The following is a 17,067-nucleotide window of genomic DNA, read 5'->3' on the forward strand; positions in this document are numbered from 1 at the left end:
GGGCTCGATTGTGACACGCATCATGGTGTAGCTTCCCCTGTGGTCTGACCACGTGGTCCGACCACACAGCCAGTCGCCGCACACTGCGGCCGCGATCTCAGGAGCCCCCTTGTGGAAACCGACCTGCTCGCGGTGACCTTCACACCGTCGACGACCGCCGTCGCCGGCAGCCTCACCGCCTCTGCACTGCTCGGCCTGGTGCCGCTGCTGACATTCTTCGTCCTGCTCGCGGGATTCAAGCTCAAGGCCTGGTATTCCGGCCTCGGCGCGCTCGCCGTTGCACTGGTCGTCGCGGTACTGGGGTTCGGGATGCCCGCACAGCTCGCCGGACTATCGGCCCTGCAAGGCATTGCGTTCGGCCTGTTCCCCGTGATGTGGATCGTGGTCACCGCGATCTGGTTCTACGAGCTCACGGTTGTCAGCGGCCGGTTCGAAGATCTCCGGCAAGTATTCAATTCGGTCGGCCGCGGCGACATGCGTGTGCAGGCGATGCTCATCGCGTTCTGCTTCGGCGGAATGCTCGAGGCACTCGCCGGTTTCGGCGCCCCCGTGGCGATCACCGGCGCCATGCTCATTGCCATCGGAATGCCTCCCATCCGCGCCGCGGTCACCGTCCTTGTCGCGAACACCGCGCCGGTCGCCTTCGGCGCGATGGCTATTCCGATCACCACCGCCGGCAACCTCACCGGTATCCCGGCCACCGAGATCGCTGCCGTCGTCGGACGCCAGACCCCGCTGCTGGCGCTGTTCGTGCCGATGCTGCTGCTCTTCCTTGTCGATGGTCGTCGCGGCTTCCGTCAAGTGTGGCCGATCGCGCTGGTCACCGGCGCTGCGTTCGCGCTTGCCCAGTTCTGGTGCTCGAGCCACTTCTCGTACGAGCTGACCGACGTCGTCGCCTCCCTGGTGGGCTTGGCCGCCGCAGTGATCATGCTGCGCTTCTGGGGCCCTCGCACCCCTGATGACCAGCTCTCGCAGGCGTCGGCCGAAGCCATCGGCCCCACCCGCACGATGTTCGCCTTGTTCCCGTACCTGCTGGTGATCGTGGTGTTCGGCATCGCCAAGCTGTGGACACTCGGCGTGGACATCCCGAAGTGGCTGGCATCGACCGATATCAAGATCGAGTGGCCCGGCCTGTACGGGAATCTGTTGAACGAGGACGGCTCCGCATCGACCGGCGCGATCTACACGCTGCCGTGGCTGTCCACTCCGGGCACGCTCCTGCTCATCTCGGGCGCCATCGTCACCGTTGTCTACGCGATATGGAACAACGCCGGAAAGTTCCCGATGGGCGCACGCCTGGCCGTGGTCACCCTCGGAAGCACCGCATGGAAGATGCGCCTGGCCATCGCCACGGTCGCGACCGTGCTCGGCTTGTCGTACGTGATGAATCAGTCCGGGCAGACCGTCGCGATCGGCACGTGGCTCGCGGGCACAGGGGCCGTCTTCGCACTGTTCTCACCGATTCTCGGCTGGCTGGGTACCGCCGTCACCGGATCCGACACCTCGGCCAACGCACTGTTCGCCCGCCTGCAGCAGGCTGCAGGTCAGACCGCCGGGATCGACCCGACACTGCTGGTTGCCGCCAACACCTCCGGTGGCGTGGTCGGCAAGTTGATCAGTCCGCAGAACCTCACCATCGCGGCCACCGCCGTCGACCGGCCCGGTAGCGAGCCGGAACTGCTGCGCAAGGTGGTCTGGTACAGCATCGGCATGCTCGCCGTCCTGTGTGTGCTTGTGTACCTGCAGTCGACGCCAGTGCTGTCCTGGATGCTGCCCTGACCTGCCCCGACACATAGGCTGTCGAGTCATGTCGCCACAGTCCGAGCCACGCGCGTGGGAACACGTGCTGAACCATCTCGAGCAGATGCTGGTCTCCGGGGAGCTCTCCCCGGGCCAGCGCCTGCCGGGTGAACGCGTACTCGCCGCCGAGCTCGGAGTGGGGCGGTCGTCGGTGCGGGAAGCGCTGCGCGTGATGGAGGCGCTGGGTCTACTCAAGTCGCAGACCGGGTCGGGGCCCACCTCCGGAGCGATGATCGTCTCGCGGCCGACGGGCGGGATGACGATGCTCATGCGGATGCAGGTCGCGGCCCAGAACTTCCCGGTCGCCGACGTCGTGCAGACCCGCCTCGTCCTCGAAACCGAGGTGATGCAGCTGCTCGCCACCCGCAACCCCACTCCGGATCTGAGCAATGCCGAAGAGCTGCTCGACGCGATGGACGACACCGCGCTGGCGGCGAACGAGTTTCTGGTGCTCGACTCGCAGTTCCACATCGCAATGGCCGACGCCGCGGGCAACCAGGTGATCGCGGCGATGATGGCGGGACTGCGCGAATCCATCGAGGGCTACGTACTGACCGGGGCGCCGCTCGCAATCTGGCCGACGACGTGCGGCCGGCTGCGTCACGAGCACCGAGGTCTGGTCGAGGCGGTACGCGCGGGAGACCCCGAACTCGCGCGCCGCCGGATCGAAGGTCACATCCGCGGGTACTACTCCGAAACCCTCGCCGCGTTCGAGGCGTAGAACAACCCCGGTAATTGCACCCCGAAACATCGTGTACTGTAGGTCAGGCAACGCGGGGTGGAGCAGCTCGGTAGCTCGCTGGGCTCATAACCCAGAGGTCGCAGGTTCAAATCCTGTCCCCGCTACCACGACTTCAGGCCCGGCTTCCCACGGAAGCCGGGCCTGAAGTCTTTTTGCGTCCATCCCGACGGGTGAATCCGAACGGTCCGCCCTATTACTTATTACCAGCAGTTACTGTAACCTTCGCTCACATGAACAACCGCAGCCGCGCGCACGGTCCGGACCCTTCCGTGAGCACTGTGCCGCCCGTCGCACCCGATCGCGTACTCCTGCACGCCCGCGACGTCCATTTCGATTGGAGCGCACTCCCCGCGCATTGGGTCCCCGGTGATCCGTTCAGCACCCACGTGCTCAACGTGCTGCATCTACTTCTTCCCGCCGGAGAGGAGTGGTTCGTCGAGACCTTCGAGGAAGCACTCCCCCACATCCACGACGAGGAACTCCGCGAGGACGTCCTCGGGTTCATCGGGCAGGAAGCGGTCCACGCCAACGCACACCGTGGCGTTCTCGAGCACCTTCATGCCCGAGGACTCGATCCCACACCGTTCACCGACCAGATCCAATGGCTGTTCGGACGCCTCCTCGGACCACGCCCCCTGACCGGCTTGCGCGCCGAGAACTACCTCGTAGAGCGGCTCGCCATCATCGCAGCAATCGAGCACGTCACGGCGTTCCTCGGCGACTGGGTCCTCAACGCACGAGGACTCGACGCAGCGGGAACGGATCCCAGGATGCTCGATCTGCTGCGGTGGCACGGCGCGGAAGAAGTCGAGCACCGCAGCGTCGCCTACGACCTGATGCGCTACTTCGACCCCAGTGAAGCACGCCGCCTGCGGACGCAGATCATCGTCGCCCCGATTCTCACCTGGCTGTGGATCCGCGGAACCCGATTCCTCATGTCGCACGACCCCGAGCTCACCGATGCTTCCGCGAGGGCGCGCACACCGCACGTCTCGGACTGGCTCGCCGCAAGCAGGCGCGGCACCATGCCAGGGCCGTCCGACCTCGTCAGGCGACTGTCCCGGTACTTCGATCGCATGTACCACCCGAGTCGGGAGGGGTCGACTGCCCAGGCCGTCCGCTACCTCGCCTCCTCCCCCGCAGCCCGCGGAGCACACCGGTGACCGGCCTGCCCGTTCGGCAGGAACGTCCGCACGACCTCCGTGGACGCAGGCGCCCCGACCGCGCGATGGGACTCCTGAAAGTGCTCGTCGACCGGTACGTCGGCGTGGTCGCCCCACTCGGCAGCGGGACCGGACACCTTGCGCAACCGGACCCGGAGATGCGACTCACCGTGTCGCGCAAGGAGGTCGTAGCCGCGGACGGGGATGTGGTGCAGCTGACACTGCAGGCACCGGATGGTGCCGCGCTGCCAATGTGGCACCCGGGCGCGCATCTCGACGTGCACCTGAAGTCCGGACGGCGCAGGCAGTATTCACTGTGCGGCGATCCCGCTGACACCGGCAGCTACGTCGTTGCAGTGCGCCGTGTGCCCGACAGCGGTGGCGGCTCACTCGAAATGCACGCGCTCGAACCCGGACACACAGTGTCGGTGCGGGGGCCCCGCAACGGATTTCCGTTCGTTGCCGACGGACGAGTGCTCTTCCTGGCGGGCGGCATCGGGATCACGCCGATCCTGGCGATGGTGCGCGCTGCCGAGCTCACCGGAATCGACTGGCTCCTGACATACACGGGCCGAAGCCGCAGCGCGATGCCGTTCGTCCGCGAACTCGAACAGCGTTACGGTGAACGGGTTTTCATCCGTCCCGACGACGAGTACGGTGTCCCCACCGTCGACGACCTCCTCGGCGCAGCGCCCGCCGGCGGCGCCGTCTACTGCTGCGGACCCGCGCCGATGCTGGACACCGTGCAAACCGGATTCGGCAATACCGGCGCCCACGCGCTGCACTTCGAACGGTTCGGCGCGCCTCCCATCGTCGACGGCCGCCCGTTCGAGGTGCAACTGGCGAGCACAGGGGCAGTTCTTCCGGTGTCCGCAAACGAATCTGCACTCGATGTGATCCGCCGACACCGTCCCGATGTCCCCTACTCGTGCAGGCAAGGTTTCTGCGGCACGTGCCGCACACGCGTCTTGTCCGGCAGTCCCGACCACCGCGAGAACCGGCTCACCGCAGACGAACGCCGCGAGGAGATGCTCGTCTGTGTCTCCCGCGCCGATGGCCGGCTCGTACTCGACCTCTGAGGAACCGCATGCGCACACGTATCGTCACCAACGGGCCGATCCGCCTTCACACCGTCGAAGAGGGAAACCCCGACGGGCCGGTCCTGATCCTCGTCCACGGCTGGCCCGACACCCATCTGCTGTGGGACCGGGTAGTGCCCCACCTGGCCGATGAATTTCGCATCATCCGATTCGACAATCGCGGTGCGGGCGCCTCCACCGTTCCCCGAGATGTCGCCGCCTACCGGCTGACGCACCTCGCCACCGACCTGTTCGCGGTGATCGACGCGATGAGCCCCGATACCCCCGTTCACCTGCTCGCACACGACTGGGGTGCAGTGCTGTGCTGGGAAGCGGTGTGCGAGCCGGGGGCCGCCGAACGCATCGCGTCGTACACCTCGGTGTCGGGACCCAATCTCGACCATCTCGCGATGTGGATGCGGCGACGCCTCCGGCAAGCACGCCCGCTCGGACCACTCGAGCAAGCACTGGCCTCCGCCTACACCGTTCTCTTCCAGATTCCGGGGCTACCCGTGCCCGCGCTTCGATGGTGGTTCTCCCGGCACTGGCCGGGCTTCGTCGGTGCCTTCGATCGCACCGATCCCGCGGCGATCGGGCCGCTCGCACCCACCGTCGCCGACGACATGGTGCACGGACTGAAGCTGTACCGGGCGAACGTGCGCCGGCATCTGCTCCGGCCGCGCGAACGGCGAACCGACGTTCCGGTGCAGCTCGTCCAGAATCTTCGTGACCTGGCAGTACGCCCTGTCGGATACGAGGACACCGAACGGTGGGTGACGGATCTGCACCGCGAGCCGCTCGACGCGGGGCACTGGTCGCCGCGGTCGCACGCAGGCGAACTGGCGGAGCTCACAACCCGCTTCCTCCGGATTGTCGAAGCCGGTACCGCCGCGCAAAGCAGGAACGCCGAGTAGATTTCGCGTCAGAGCAGATCGCCCGAGGAGGTGCGATGAGCAATGACGCCGATACTGCGGACCGTCCACGTGCGCCTCGGTGGTTACGACCGACGATCATCGCAGTGCTCTTTGCGATCGCGTTCTACCAGATGTCGGGTTGGTTGTTCCACAACCTGAAAGGCTTTCTCGGCCTGATCTTCCTGGCGTGGCTGTTCAGCGTCACCATCGAGCCGATCGTCGACCTGCTGGAGCGTCGAGGCCTCCGGCGAGGGGCCGGCACCGGGTTGGTCATGGTGAGCCTGTTCGTGCTCACCGTCGGGTTCTTCGCGCTGTTCGGCACCATCCTCGCCGAACAGGTGGCACAGTTGCTCACCACACTTCCCGACGCTCTGTCGCGGGTGACCGATTGGGCGAACCGCACATTCGACACCAACTTCAAGACCGGCGACGACCTGCTCCACCTCACGCCGGACACGATCCGCGATCTCGCGCAGCGATTCACACCGGGCGTGCTCGGCGTCGTGAGCACCCTGGTCGGCACGCTCTTCCAGTTGCTGACGATTCTTCTGTTCGTGTTCTACATGTCTGCAGAGGGCCCGAAGATGCGGCGGGCAATCTCGAGTTGGTTTCCCGCGCGGCAGCAGAAAGTGATCGCGGAGGTATGGGAAACGTCGGTCGAGAAAGCAGGCGGCTACGTCGTGTCGCGGTTGATCCTCGCGGCGGCGAGCACCATCGCGACCGGGATCTTCCTGCTGATCATCGGCGTGCCATACTGGTTACCGCTCGCGATCTGGACCGGAGTCGTCTCCCAGTTCATCCCGACGCTCGGTACGTATCTGGCGATCGCACTGCCCGCGATCATCGCTGCCGCATCGCAACCACTCGATGGGGTGTGGGTGGTCGTGTTCGGCACGCTCTATCAACAGGTCGAGAACTATGTGCTGCACCCCCGGATCACGGCACGCACCGTGTCGATCCATCCTGCGGTGGCCTTCGGTTCGGTGATCGTCGGGGCGACCCTGTTCGGCGCGGTCGGAGCACTCGTATCGGTGCCGGTGGTCGCGATCCTGCAGGCTCTCGTCGAGTCCTACGGGACGCGGTACGCGCTGATCGAACAACCCGACTCGACGTCGCCACCGCCCGATCCGGACAGCACAGCGCCCCCGGGCCCAGAGGACCCGGAGGCGCGCTGATGTAGCAAGGCCGGACCGTCAGACGATGAGCTTCGCGGCCGTCGCAGCGACCACTTCTTCGGTGGTGACACCGGGCGCGGTCTCGACGAGCTTCAGCCCCTCGTCGATGACATCGATGACGGCGAGATCAGTGATGATCCGCTGGACGCACCGTTTGCCGGTGAGCGGAAGTGCGCATTCCTCGAGGATCTTCGGGTCGCCCTTCTTGGTGACGTGATCCATCATCACGATGACGCGCTTGGCGCCGTGCACGAGGTCCATCGCGCCGCCCATGCCCTTGACCATGGCGCCCGGAATCATCCAGTTGGCGATATCGCCCCTGGCCGAGACCTGCATCGCACCGAGCACTGCGACATCGATCTGACCGCCGCGGATCATGCCGAACGATTGCGACGAGTCGAAGTACGAGGCACCGGGGATCGCGGTGATCGTTTCCTTACCCGCGTTGATGAGCTCGGGATCGAGCTCGTCCTCGGTGGGGTACGGGCCGACGCCGAGCACACCGTTCTCTGCGTGCAGGATGACCTCGATGCCGGGCTCGATGAAGTTCGGCACCAGCGTGGGCATGCCGATACCGAGGTTGACGTACTGACCGTCGCGCAGTTCTCCGGCGACGCGCGCGGCCATCTGCTCGCGGGTCATGCCCTTTGCCGACTGTGTCATGAGCGCACCGTCCGATTCTCGATTCCGACCTCGATCTTGCCGACGTGCACCACTCGCTGCACGTGGATACCGGGGGTGTGGATCTCGTTGGGATCCAGTTCGCCCGGCTCGACGAGATGCTCGACCTGAGCGATCGTGATCCGCCCCGAGGCCGCGGCGGGCGGGTTGAAGTTGCGGGCCGAGGCCCGGTAGACGAGGTTGCCGTGCCGATCGCCCTTCCAGGCGTGCACGAGTGCGTAGTCGGCGGCGATACCCCGTTCCATCACGTAGGTCTGGCCGTCGAACTCGCGGGTTTCCTTGGGCTGCGAGGCGAGCTTGATGCCGCCGTGCCCGTCGTAGCGCAGCGGCAGGCCGCCTTCTTCGACCGCGGTACCGACACCTGCGGGAGTGAAGAACGCGGGGATACCCGCGCCACCGGCCCGCATCCGCTCGGCGAGTGTGCCCTGCGGGGTGAGCTCGACTTCGAGCTCACCCGAAAGGTACTGACGGGCGAATTCTTTGTTGGCACCGACGTACGACGAAATCGTGCGACGGATACGGCCCTTCTCGAGAAGCAGGCCCAGACCGAAACCGTCGGTACCGCAGTTGTTGCTGACAGTCTCCAGGTCGGTCGCGCCCTGCTCGAGAAGCGCGTCGATGAGGATCTCGGGGATGCCGACCAGGCCGAATCCACCGACGGCGATGGTCACACCGTCGGGGATGTCGGCTACTGCCTCGGCGGCGGAGGCAACGACTTTGTCCATGCATGCCAGAATAACCGGCGACGTACGTAATGTGAACCCTCGTCCGCAATACGAACAAATCCGCCAAAGGCCGTTGCTTCACGCTCAGGACCGCACTAGCCTGTCCGCATAGCGTCCATCCGTCCTCATTGCGAACAAATGGAGCATGCATTGACTGTCACGCTGCACTACGAACAGCACGGAGACCCGTCCGCGCCGACTGTGCTCTTCCTCGGCTCACTCGGATCCGACCTGTCGATGTGGCAGTCGCAGATCGACGCACTGTCCTCGACCTGGCACGTCGTCGCTGTCGACCACCGCGGGCACGGTTCGTCGCCCACACCGCCCGGCCCTTACACGATGAGCGCACTGGGAGCCGACATCCTCGCGCTGCTCGACTCCCTGGACGTGCAGTCCGTGCACTACGTCGGACTCTCCCTCGGGGGCGCCGTGGGCCAGTGGCTCGCGGCCAACCATCCCGAGCGCGTCGACTCGCTCACGCTGTTGTGCACGTCCTCGGCGTTCCTGCCCGCGCAGCCGTGGCTCGATCGTGCCCAGACCGTGCGCACCGACGGATTGGCCTCCATCGCCGCATCCATCGTGTCGCGCTGGTTCAGTCCCGGTCGCGCCGAGAGCGATCCAGACCTCGTCAGCAGGCACGTCGCGATGGTCGAGGGCACCACCGACGAGGGCTACGCCGCATGCTGCGAAGCCCTCGCGACCTGGGACGGCCGCGACGGTCTTGCCCGCATCACCGCACCCACTCTCGTGATCGCAGGCGAAGAAGACCCCGCCACCCCGCCCGCCGTGATGCAGGCCATGGCCGACGGCATCGCCACCGCCGAGTTCCACGTCGTCGCACCCGGCGCGCATCTCGCGAACGTCGAACAGGCAGACACGGTCACGCAGCTGATCACCGAGCACCTGAAGAAGAACCTGTCGTGACCGATACCGATACGAGCCCGGTCGTGAAGGACGCCTCGCCCGACTACGTCCAATCGCTCGCCCGCGGACTGTCGGTCATCAAAGCGTTCGACGCAGAGAACCCGCGCCGCACCCTGTCCGACGTCGCACGCGCCACCGGCCTCACCCGCGCGACCGCGCGCCGTTTCCTGCTCACATTGACCGAGCTCGGTTACGTACGCACCGACGGATCCCAATTCTGGCTCACTCCGCGGGTACTCGAATTGGGATACAGCTACCTGTCGGCGCTTTCGCTGCCCGAGATCGCGCGACCCCACCTCGAATCTCTCGCCCAGAAGATCCACGAGTCGACGTCGGTGTCGGTGCTCGATCGCGACGACGTCGTCTACGTCGCCCGCGTTCCGGTCAACCGCATCATGACCGTCACGATCACCCTCGGCACCCGGTTCCCCGCGTATGCCACGTCGATGGGCCGCGTCCTGCTCGCCGGCCTGCCCGACGTCGAACTCGACGACTACCTCGCCCGCGCCGACCTGGCACCCATCACCGGTACCACCGTGCAGACCCGCGATACGTTGCGCGCCGAACTCGACAAGGTGCGCCGCGAAGGATTCTGCATCGTCGACCAGGAACTCGAAGAGGGACTGCGGTCGCTCGCCGCACCGATCCGCGACGCATCCGGCACTGTGGTGGCCGCGGTGAACATCTCCACCCACGCCGCCCGCTACCCGATCGGAACCCTCCGCGACCGGCTGGTCCCCACCCTGGTTTCCACCGCGGACGAGATCTCGTCGGATTACGCCCGCACCCAGACGAATTGATCGGAGAGAGAACTGATGACCGATGTAGTGATCTGCGAACCGCTTCGTACCCCGGTGGGCCGCTTCGGCGGCGTCCTGAAGGACATCGCACCGGAAGACCTCGCCGCCACCGTCATCCGCGAAATCATCTCGCGCACCGGCATCTCGGGTTCCGACGTCGACGACGTGATTCTCGGGCAAGCTTCCCCGAGCGGTGAGAACCCCGCGATCGGACGCATCGCCGCACTGAACGCCGGTCTCGGCGTCGACGTTCCCGGCATCCAGGTCGACCGCCGCTGCGGCTCCGGCCTCCAGGCGATCGTGCAGGCCGTCATGCAGGTCCAGACCGGCGGCAGCGACCTGATCCTTGCCGGCGGCGCCGAGTCCATGAGCCGGGCCGAGTTCTATGCGACCGGGATGCGCTGGGGAGTCAAAGGCGAAGCAGTCTCACTCGACGACCGCCTCGCCCGGGCACGCGTCACCGCCGGAGGCCGCGACTTCCCCGTTCCCGGCGGCATGATCGAGACGGCCGAGAACCTGCGCGCCGAATTCTCCATCAGCCGAGAGGATCAGGACGCACTCGCGGTGCAGTCGCACCAGCGCGCCGTCGCCGCGCAGCACAACGGTGTCTTTGCACAGGAGATCGTGCCGGTGACAGTGCCGCAGCGCAAAGGTGATCCGCTGGTCGTCGACACCGACGAACATCCCCGCGCCGACACCACCGTCGAGACACTCGCGAAGCTGCGTCCGATCCGCGGCAAGGTCGATCCCGAGTCCACCGTCACCGCGGGCAACGCGAGCGGCCAGAACGACGGCGCCGCACTCGCGATCGTCACCACCGCAGACAAGGCCGCACAGCTCGGCCTGCGCCCGCTCGCCCGGCTCGCGAGCTGGGCGGTGGCCGGAGTCCCTCCACGCACCATGGGAATCGGCCCGGTGCCGGCCAGCGAGAAAGCGCTGGGCCGTCTCGGCCTGACGCTCGCCGATATGGACATCATCGAACTCAACGAGGCGTTCGCCGCCCAAGCCCTCGCGGTGACCCGCACGTGGGGCATCGAAGCCGACGACAGCCGGCTCAATCCCAACGGCTCCGGCATCTCCCTCGGTCATCCGGTCGGCGCGACCGGCGGTCGTATCCTCGCGACACTGCTGCGCGAATTGGACCGCCGCGAAGGACGTTACGGACTCGAAACGATGTGCATCGGCGGCGGACAGGGTCTCGCCGCGGTGTTCGAGCGCATCGCCTGATCCGCTGCCCGGCCCCGCGGCGAAGATGTCGAGATGCCGCCGCGGGGGCCGTCTGCTCCGTACGATCGCAGCATGACCGATCAGCAGACGGAAACGCCACCTACCACTCGGCCGAGGACGATTGCGCGGTATCTCCTCGCCGCGGCCCTGGTGTTCGCGGGGATGAGTCACCTGTTCTGGGCTCGTAAGGACTTTCAGGCGCAAGTTCCGGACTGGGTCCCGATGGACAAGGACGGAGTGGTGATGGCGTCGGGCGGGGTGGAAATCATGCTCGGCGCCGGCCTCGCCGTCCTCCCGCGGGACCGCGTCCGCGTGGGCCGGATCGCCGCGTTGTTCTTCGTCGCGGTTTTCCCCGGCAACCTTGCGCAGTATCTCCACCGCCGCAGCGCGTTCGGCCTCGACACCGACCGGAAGCGTCTCATCCGACTGTTCTTCCAGCCCGTGCTGGTGCTGTGGGCACTGTGGTCGACGGGCACGCCACGTCGCTGACGCATTACTGTTCCGGCGCGACCTGCACGAGCAGTTTGCCGAAGTTCTTCCCTTCGAGCAGGCCGATGAACGCTTCCGGCGCGTTTTCCAGACCGTCGACGATGTCCTCTCGATACTTCAGGTCACCGCTGCGTACCCACTCCGAGGCCTCGCGAAGGAAGTCGCGGTACATCTCGGACACGAATTCCGATTGGATGAATCCCCGGATCGTGAGGCTCTTGACGAGCACGAGCGAGAAGAAGCCGGGCAGCCGGTCGCGGCGCTCGAGGTCGGCGCCGTTGTACTGCGCCACCAGACCGCACACCGGTATCCGCGCATAGAGATTCAGCAGCGGCATCACCGCATCGGCGACGTGCCCGCCGACGTTCTCGAAGTACACGTCGATGCCATCGGGTACCGCGTCGGCAAGCTTCTGCGCGAAGTCGGGGTCGCGGTGGTCGACGGCTGCGTCGAACCCGAACTCGTCGAGCAGCGCCTTGCATTTCTCCGGTCCGCCCGCGATACCGACTGCGCGAGCACCCTTGCGTTTCGCGATCTGGCCGACCGCAGATCCGACAGGCCCGGTCGCCGCCGCCACGACAACGGTCTCGCCTTTCTTCGGCTGCCCGATCTTCAACAGTCCCGAATAGGCCGTGAAGCCCGGCATTCCCAGCACGCCGAGCGCTGTGGACAGCGGTGCTGCGTCGGGATCGAGCTTGCGCACCTCGTCACCATTGATGACGGCGTGCGACTGCCAGCCTGCGCCCGCGAGAACATAGTCGCCGGCGGTGAGGCCCGAGTGTCGCGATTCGACGACCTGCCCGACCGTGCCGCCGACCATCACGTCGTCGAGTTCCACAGGATCTGCATACGACTTTGCGGTACTCATGCGACCGCGCATGTAGGGATCGAGGGAAAGGTAGACGGTCCGCAGCAAGATCTGCCCGTCGGACAGGGCGGGGAGGTCGACGACCTCGGTTCGGAAGTTGTCGGTTGTAGGCGTCCCGTCGGGGCGAGACGCAAGGACGATACGTGTGCTCTGGATCTTCGACGATGCGCTCATACTCTCGCAGTCTGCCCTACTGTCTCGTCGACGTCAGGCCGCTCCGGGACGATCACCTCGCGGAGGCTCGTAATTCGAGAACAAACGGGAATGGATGGCCTCGGTGAACGAAGGACCATCGTGCTCGACGATGCGGTGCGGACGCTGATGCTGGGTCTGGGACCTGACCTTGGCGTTGGACGTGGATCGGATCGACACATCGACTCCTCTCGGTGATGGGAGGAGGGTGCTGACTACCGCACACCATGCGTGACCTGGTGTGCGCCCCCCTTTCGCATACATATACCCGGTCGGATCCCATGGCGCACACATCGGTCCCGGGGCACGAATGCACCGAGGTCCGGCCGGCATGTGCCGGTCGGACCTCGTGCGTGAACATCCGCGCGGATGCGCGATTTCTACGAGACCGGGACGGGTTCCCGTGCAGCGGCCGCAGCCTTCTTCTTCGCCCGTTTGCTCAGGTTCCTGGTCGCGTCCGTCTTGGGCGCATCGGCCTTCGATGCGTCCGACTTCGGCGCGTCGGCCGGCTTCCCCGCCTCGGCAGGGGCTGCCGGTTCGAGTTCCTGCGCGTAGTAGAAGTGCGGGCGACGGTGGCCGAGGAACGAACCGCACCACGACATCACCGCGATGTACCGGTTGCGGAATCCGACGAGGTACACCAGGTGCACAGCGAGCCACAGGACCCACGCGATGAACCCGGTGAGTTCGATCTTGCCGACGCGGGTGATCGCGCGGAAGCGGTTGATGATCGCCATGCTGCCCTTGTCGCGGTATTGGAACGCGGTCCCCGCGGGTGCCTTGCCGAGGATCAGCTTCGCGACATGCCGGCCGCCCTGCATCGCGAACGGCGACTGCGCGGGCAGGTTGTCGAGCGTGACCATGTCGCCGATGGCGTAGATGTTGTCGGCGCGTCCGACGGTGAAGTCGTTGTCGACGAGAAGACGGCCGCCCCGGACGGTCTCGCAGCCCGTGCGCTCAGCGAGCACGCCGGCGAAATCGTTGGCCTGGATCCCGGCCGACCAGATGATCGTCTCGGCCGTGAGGCGACGGGTCTCGTCGGTGTTCGCAGTCTTCAGGGTCGCGCCGTGCTCGTCGATGTCGGTGACCATCGTGTTGACGACGACGTCGACGCCTGCCTTCTCGAGCGATTCCTTCGAGTACTCACTGAGCTTGCCGCCGAACGGCGGGAGTACCTTGTCGGCGCCCTCGACGAGCGTGACGGTGACGTCCTCGCCCTTGATGTTGCCGATCGACTCCGCGAAGTAGCGCTGGGCGAGTTCCTTGATCTGCCCGGCCAGTTCGACACCCGTCGGGCCTGCGCCCACGACGATGAAGCTGAGCAGGTTCTTGCGGAGCTCCGGGTCGGTCGTGATGTGTGCTTCCTCGAAGCAGCGGATGATCTGGCGACGCAGGCGTTCGGCGTCGTCGACCGTCTTGAGAGCGAAGGTGAGGTCGGCGAACTCGTCGCGGCCGAAGTAGGCCTGCCGAGCGCCGGTCGCGGCGACGAGGTGCTCGTAGCCGAGCGTGTGACGCTTGCCGCCCGCCTCGTACACGACGGTGTTGTCGTCGGGGTTCACATCGACCACGCGGCCGAGACGCACATCGGCGTTCGGGTACTTCGCGAGGATGGCGCGCACGGAGGGAGCGATCTCGCCGGGCGAAATGACGCCCGTCGCGACCTGGTACAGCAAGGGCTGGAACAGGTGCTCGGTGGTCTCCGAGATGAGGACGAACGGTGTGCCTGCCTTACCGAGCTTCTTCGCCACGGCGAGAGCACCGAATCCGGATCCGACGATCACTACCTCGGTCCGGTCGACGACGGTCGTCACTCCCTTGTCTGCACCACCCATGCTGTCGATACCTCCACATTGAAGTTCATGTATGACCTCCAACCTAGGTATCTACGTCCCTTGGTATCCAGTAACCTGGGATATTCGAAAAACTGTTATCTGTTCTGCTCATAAATGAGGTGAGATGGACTTCCGGCAGCTACGTTATTTCCTCGCGGTCGGCGAGGAGTCCAGCTTCTCCCGCGCGGCCGAGCGGTGCTTCATCTCGCAGTCCGCGATCAGCCACCAGATCGCGAAACTGGAGCATGAGCTGGGCACGAGTCTGTTCGACCGCTCCACGCGATCGGTCAAGCTCACCGCTGCCGGCCTGCGGCTGATGCCGATCGCGTCGGAAGTACTCAGCCTCGAAGCGCGCGCCTTCGAAGTGGCCACCGAACCTCGCGACAGCATCCGCATCACCGCCAACATGAGCTTCGCGACGCAGAGCCTCGACGCAATCTCCCAGGTCCGCGAGCGTTACCCCCACATCGACGTCGAGTTCGTCATCAAGGATTTCACCGACCGTGTCAACGCTGTCGCCTCCGGCGAAGCCGACCTCGCCCTGATTCGCGGCGAGGTGGATCGGCCGGGGCTCGAGACCGTGCGGCTCGGCATCGAGGATCTGGTGATCGTCACCTCGGGCCACCATCCGCTGTCCGCATTCTCGACCGTCGACCTCGGCGAGCTGGCCCACTTTCCCCTGTTGCTTCCGCCGCGGAACAGCCAGGTGCTGCTGCACCGCGTCATAGAGGACGCGTTCGTCGAAGTGGGGCGACGTGTCCGCCTCGGTCCGGCGATCGCGAGCGACCACACGGCCACCCTCGAAGTCCTCACCAATCCGCGCGCCTGGACGGTGCTGTACGCCAGCACCGCCTCCGAGACTCCCAGCAAAGGGCTGAAGTTCATGCGCGACAACCGTCGTCTGCTGCGGGTGCCGGTATGCGGCGTCGTACGGAGCGGCACGGCCCCGACCCCCGAACTCGAGTTCCTGGTCCAGGCCCTCGCACATTCGATCGTGCCCGCGAGCAACAGTGTTGCTCCCGCGCGCGACGCCGGTAGCTGACTCCTCCGGCCGTCCGTCGCCGAAGACGGGACTTCCAGCTCTGGACGAGTGACCGAACATCTGACAACATCAATTGTCATAGTTCGGACGCTGAAAGGCCGTGCATGACCACTCCAATTCCGTCGCGCCACCCCGAAGCACCGTGTGCTGTTCCCGCAGGGATCAAAGCGTTCGGCCTGATCATGGGGCTGCGCAAGCCCGACGAGGCAGAATTTCGCCGCATGGGCGAATGCCTTCTCGTCGGGGACGCACCCGCAGACCGGCTCGTCGACTGGATGTACTCGGCCGGGTCGGCAGACACCCGACCGCTGTTCGAGAAGGCGCTCGCCGACGGCATCGACAGCATCGACGACGCGCCCCCGCCACTCCGAGATTTCTTCACCGAAGTCGAAACCGTGCCCGACTGGGTCGACTGGGACAAGATCGAACTCGGGGCGCGTGTGATGCGCAGCGGCGGAGCCGATGGTCTGTACATAGCCCGCGACGTCGCCTTGCTCGGCGGCTACATGTTCTCCGGATTCAACCAGACACTCCTGCGGACCGGGGCGCTCGAGAAAGGGTCGAACGCGCGATTCGCCGAAACATCACAGTGGGCGATCGACGTCATCAGTCCCGGCGGACTCGCCCCTGGAGGCGCCGGCTACCGCTCGACCGTTCATGTCCGGCTCATCCACGCGATCGTCCGGCGCCATGTCTCGGCCATGCCCGACTGGAGCACCGAAACGTGGGGTATACCCATCAATCAGACCGACATGGCTGCCACCCTCGTCGGCGCGCTCGTCGCACCGGTTATCGGCGGCATCGGCATGGGAATGGTGAGCCGCCCCGGAGAGTACGAGGCCGTTGCTCACCTGACCCGGTACGTCGGGACGCTGATGGGAGTAGCCGACGAGTTCCTGCCCATCGGCTTCCGCGACTGCGTCCGCGTGCTCCTCCACACGTCGTATGCACTTTCGACACCGGATGAGACCACGAAGCAGCTTTCTGTCCCCATGGCCGACGACCCACTGGCCTGGGACTATTCGACCAGGCCGAGTTTCCGGCGCAGGCTGGCGCGATCGCAGCACCTGTCGATCACGGCGACCTTCCTCGGCCCCGGCGCGATGCGGGAACTCGGCCTGCCGATGTTCGTCCTGCCCTGGTACCCGGTACTCAAACTGCCACTCAACCTCCTTCGGTCGTGTGCTGCGCTACGCCGTGGCGGACGCGAACGTGCCGCCGCGCGGGGTGTGCGCGAACAGCAGCACTTCATGAAGACGATGCTCGACGGCGACGCCACCATCGGCCACTCGGCAACCCTCGCCCACCCAGTCGCGTAGGGGCTGATTTGGGAAATTTCACCGAACACTTTGGAGCCCAGGGCTATTCAATGGAAGTTCGTGCTAGATTCGCATCCCGTCCGACCATCGAAAAA

General features: G+C 65.9%; 16 protein-coding genes, 1 tRNA gene and 1 pseudogene. 13 read left to right on the top strand and 5 right to left on the bottom strand.

What is annotated here, in order from left to right; translation table 11 throughout:
* Positions 1 to 111: 111 nt before the first annotated feature.
* The 7 genes from ACSYG9_RS08720 to ACSYG9_RS08750 all read left to right on the top strand — a co-directional run bounded on the left by ACSYG9_RS08720 (position 112) and on the right by ACSYG9_RS08750 (position 6,873).
* Positions 112 to 1,779, top strand: coding sequence for a lactate permease LctP family transporter (locus tag ACSYG9_RS08720; RefSeq protein ID WP_440126790.1), 1,668 nt, complete (start codon positions 112 to 114; stop codon positions 1,777 to 1,779).
* A gap of 28 nt (positions 1,780 to 1,807) precedes the next feature.
* Entirely contained in the window at positions 1,808 to 2,521 is a 714-nt protein-coding gene (locus ACSYG9_RS08725) for an FCD domain-containing protein (protein ID WP_440126791.1), read from the top strand.
* Between the two features lie 51 nt (positions 2,522 to 2,572).
* Positions 2,573 to 2,649: transfer RNA gene (locus tag ACSYG9_RS08730), tRNA-Met, on the top strand.
* Positions 2,650 to 2,772: 123 nt separating this feature from the next.
* Positions 2,773 to 3,705, top strand: a complete 933-nt coding sequence (locus ACSYG9_RS08735) for a metal-dependent hydrolase (RefSeq protein WP_440126792.1) — start codon at positions 2,773 to 2,775, stop codon at positions 3,703 to 3,705.
* Positions 3,702 to 4,784 carry a 2Fe-2S iron-sulfur cluster-binding protein gene (locus ACSYG9_RS08740; RefSeq protein ID WP_440126793.1) on the top strand — a complete coding sequence of 361 codons (1,083 nt, stop codon included), beginning with the start codon at positions 3,702 to 3,704 and terminating at the stop codon, positions 4,782 to 4,784. The genes ACSYG9_RS08735 and ACSYG9_RS08740 overlap by 4 nt, the downstream gene beginning before the upstream one ends.
* Positions 4,785 to 4,792: 8 nt before the next feature.
* Positions 4,793 to 5,698, top strand: coding sequence for an alpha/beta fold hydrolase (locus ACSYG9_RS08745; protein WP_440126794.1), 906 nt, complete (start codon positions 4,793 to 4,795; stop codon positions 5,696 to 5,698).
* A 35-nt stretch (positions 5,699 to 5,733) separates the two neighbouring features.
* Entirely contained in the window at positions 5,734 to 6,873 is a 1,140-nt protein-coding gene (locus ACSYG9_RS08750; RefSeq protein ID WP_440126795.1) for an AI-2E family transporter, read from the top strand.
* An 18-nt stretch (positions 6,874 to 6,891) separates the two neighbouring features.
* Here the strand turns inward: ACSYG9_RS08750 and ACSYG9_RS08755 are convergent, their stop codons facing one another.
* Positions 6,892 to 7,536 (bottom strand): CoA transferase subunit B, encoded by a 645-nt coding sequence (locus tag ACSYG9_RS08755; protein WP_440126796.1) that lies wholly within the window; start codon positions 7,534 to 7,536, stop codon positions 6,892 to 6,894.
* Complete coding sequence (locus tag ACSYG9_RS08760; RefSeq protein ID WP_169689512.1) at positions 7,533 to 8,279, bottom strand: CoA transferase subunit A; 747 nt, start codon at positions 8,277 to 8,279, stop codon at positions 7,533 to 7,535. Before ACSYG9_RS08760 ends, ACSYG9_RS08755 begins: the two co-directional genes overlap by 4 nt.
* Positions 8,280 to 8,429: 150 nt before the next feature.
* On the opposite strand from ACSYG9_RS08760, the pseudogene pcaD reads away from it, so the two are divergent.
* The 4 genes and pseudogenes from pcaD to ACSYG9_RS08780 form a co-directional block, all read left to right on the top strand.
* Positions 8,430 to 9,185 (top strand): annotated as a pseudogene (pcaD, locus tag ACSYG9_RS08765) (3-oxoadipate enol-lactonase); the annotation flags it as partial.
* 14 nt (positions 9,186 to 9,199) lie between these two features.
* Positions 9,200 to 10,003, top strand: a complete 804-nt coding sequence (locus tag ACSYG9_RS08770; RefSeq protein ID WP_454842115.1) for an IclR family transcriptional regulator — start codon at positions 9,200 to 9,202, stop codon at positions 10,001 to 10,003.
* 15 nt (positions 10,004 to 10,018) lie between these two features.
* Positions 10,019 to 11,230 carry an acetyl-CoA C-acetyltransferase gene (locus ACSYG9_RS08775; RefSeq protein ID WP_440126798.1) on the top strand — a complete coding sequence of 404 codons (1,212 nt, stop codon included), beginning with the start codon at positions 10,019 to 10,021 and terminating at the stop codon, positions 11,228 to 11,230.
* A 72-nt stretch (positions 11,231 to 11,302) separates the two neighbouring features.
* On the top strand, positions 11,303 to 11,719 hold the full coding sequence (locus ACSYG9_RS08780) for a DoxX family protein (RefSeq protein ID WP_132476880.1): 417 nt from the start codon (positions 11,303 to 11,305) through the stop codon (positions 11,717 to 11,719).
* 4 nt (positions 11,720 to 11,723) lie between these two features.
* Here ACSYG9_RS08780 and ACSYG9_RS08785 read toward each other — a convergent pair whose 3' ends face one another.
* The 3 genes from ACSYG9_RS08785 to ACSYG9_RS08795 form a co-directional block, all read right to left on the bottom strand.
* Positions 11,724 to 12,761, bottom strand: a complete 1,038-nt coding sequence (locus ACSYG9_RS08785; protein ID WP_454842118.1) for an NADP-dependent oxidoreductase — start codon at positions 12,759 to 12,761, stop codon at positions 11,724 to 11,726.
* A gap of 33 nt (positions 12,762 to 12,794) precedes the next feature.
* Positions 12,795 to 12,959 carry a hypothetical protein gene (locus ACSYG9_RS08790; RefSeq protein WP_440126800.1) on the bottom strand — a complete coding sequence of 55 codons (165 nt, stop codon included), beginning with the start codon at positions 12,957 to 12,959 and terminating at the stop codon, positions 12,795 to 12,797.
* Positions 12,960 to 13,159: 200 nt separating this feature from the next.
* Positions 13,160 to 14,611 (bottom strand): FAD-dependent oxidoreductase, encoded by a 1,452-nt coding sequence (locus tag ACSYG9_RS08795; protein WP_440126801.1) that lies wholly within the window; start codon positions 14,609 to 14,611, stop codon positions 13,160 to 13,162.
* A 124-nt stretch (positions 14,612 to 14,735) separates the two neighbouring features.
* Here ACSYG9_RS08795 and ACSYG9_RS08800 point away from each other — a divergent pair, with 124 nt between their 5' ends.
* Both ACSYG9_RS08800 and ACSYG9_RS08805 read left to right on the top strand, forming a co-directional pair.
* On the top strand, positions 14,736 to 15,653 hold the full coding sequence (locus ACSYG9_RS08800) for a LysR family transcriptional regulator (RefSeq protein WP_440126802.1): 918 nt from the start codon (positions 14,736 to 14,738) through the stop codon (positions 15,651 to 15,653).
* Positions 15,654 to 15,757: 104 nt separating this feature from the next.
* Positions 15,758 to 16,972 carry an oxygenase MpaB family protein gene (locus ACSYG9_RS08805; RefSeq protein WP_454842120.1) on the top strand — a complete coding sequence of 405 codons (1,215 nt, stop codon included), beginning with the start codon at positions 15,758 to 15,760 and terminating at the stop codon, positions 16,970 to 16,972.
* Positions 16,973 to 17,067 lie beyond the last annotated feature (95 nt).

The organism is Rhodococcus sp. SJ-2 (genome assembly GCF_053750035.1).

Coding starts and splice junctions, on each gene's coding strand:
- ACSYG9_RS08785 (WP_454842118.1), bottom strand. CDS start 12,761: ATGAGCGCATCGTCGAAGATCCAGAGCACACGTATCGTCCTTGCGTCT.
- ACSYG9_RS08775 (WP_440126798.1), top strand. CDS start 10,019: ATGACCGATGTAGTGATCTGCGAACCGCTTCGTACCCCGGTGGGCCGC.
- ACSYG9_RS08760 (WP_169689512.1), bottom strand. CDS start 8,279: ATGGACAAAGTCGTTGCCTCCGCCGCCGAGGCAGTAGCCGACATCCCC.
- ACSYG9_RS08735 (WP_440126792.1), top strand. CDS start 2,773: ATGAACAACCGCAGCCGCGCGCACGGTCCGGACCCTTCCGTGAGCACT.
- ACSYG9_RS08805 (WP_454842120.1), top strand. CDS start 15,758: ATGACCACTCCAATTCCGTCGCGCCACCCCGAAGCACCGTGTGCTGTT.
- ACSYG9_RS08800 (WP_440126802.1), top strand. CDS start 14,736: ATGGACTTCCGGCAGCTACGTTATTTCCTCGCGGTCGGCGAGGAGTCC.
- ACSYG9_RS08750 (WP_440126795.1), top strand. CDS start 5,734: ATGAGCAATGACGCCGATACTGCGGACCGTCCACGTGCGCCTCGGTGG.
- ACSYG9_RS08755 (WP_440126796.1), bottom strand. CDS start 7,536: ATGACACAGTCGGCAAAGGGCATGACCCGCGAGCAGATGGCCGCGCGC.
- ACSYG9_RS08745 (WP_440126794.1), top strand. CDS start 4,793: ATGCGCACACGTATCGTCACCAACGGGCCGATCCGCCTTCACACCGTC.
- ACSYG9_RS08795 (WP_440126801.1), bottom strand. CDS start 14,611: ATGGGTGGTGCAGACAAGGGAGTGACGACCGTCGTCGACCGGACCGAG.
- ACSYG9_RS08725 (WP_440126791.1), top strand. CDS start 1,808: ATGTCGCCACAGTCCGAGCCACGCGCGTGGGAACACGTGCTGAACCAT.
- ACSYG9_RS08780 (WP_132476880.1), top strand. CDS start 11,303: ATGACCGATCAGCAGACGGAAACGCCACCTACCACTCGGCCGAGGACG.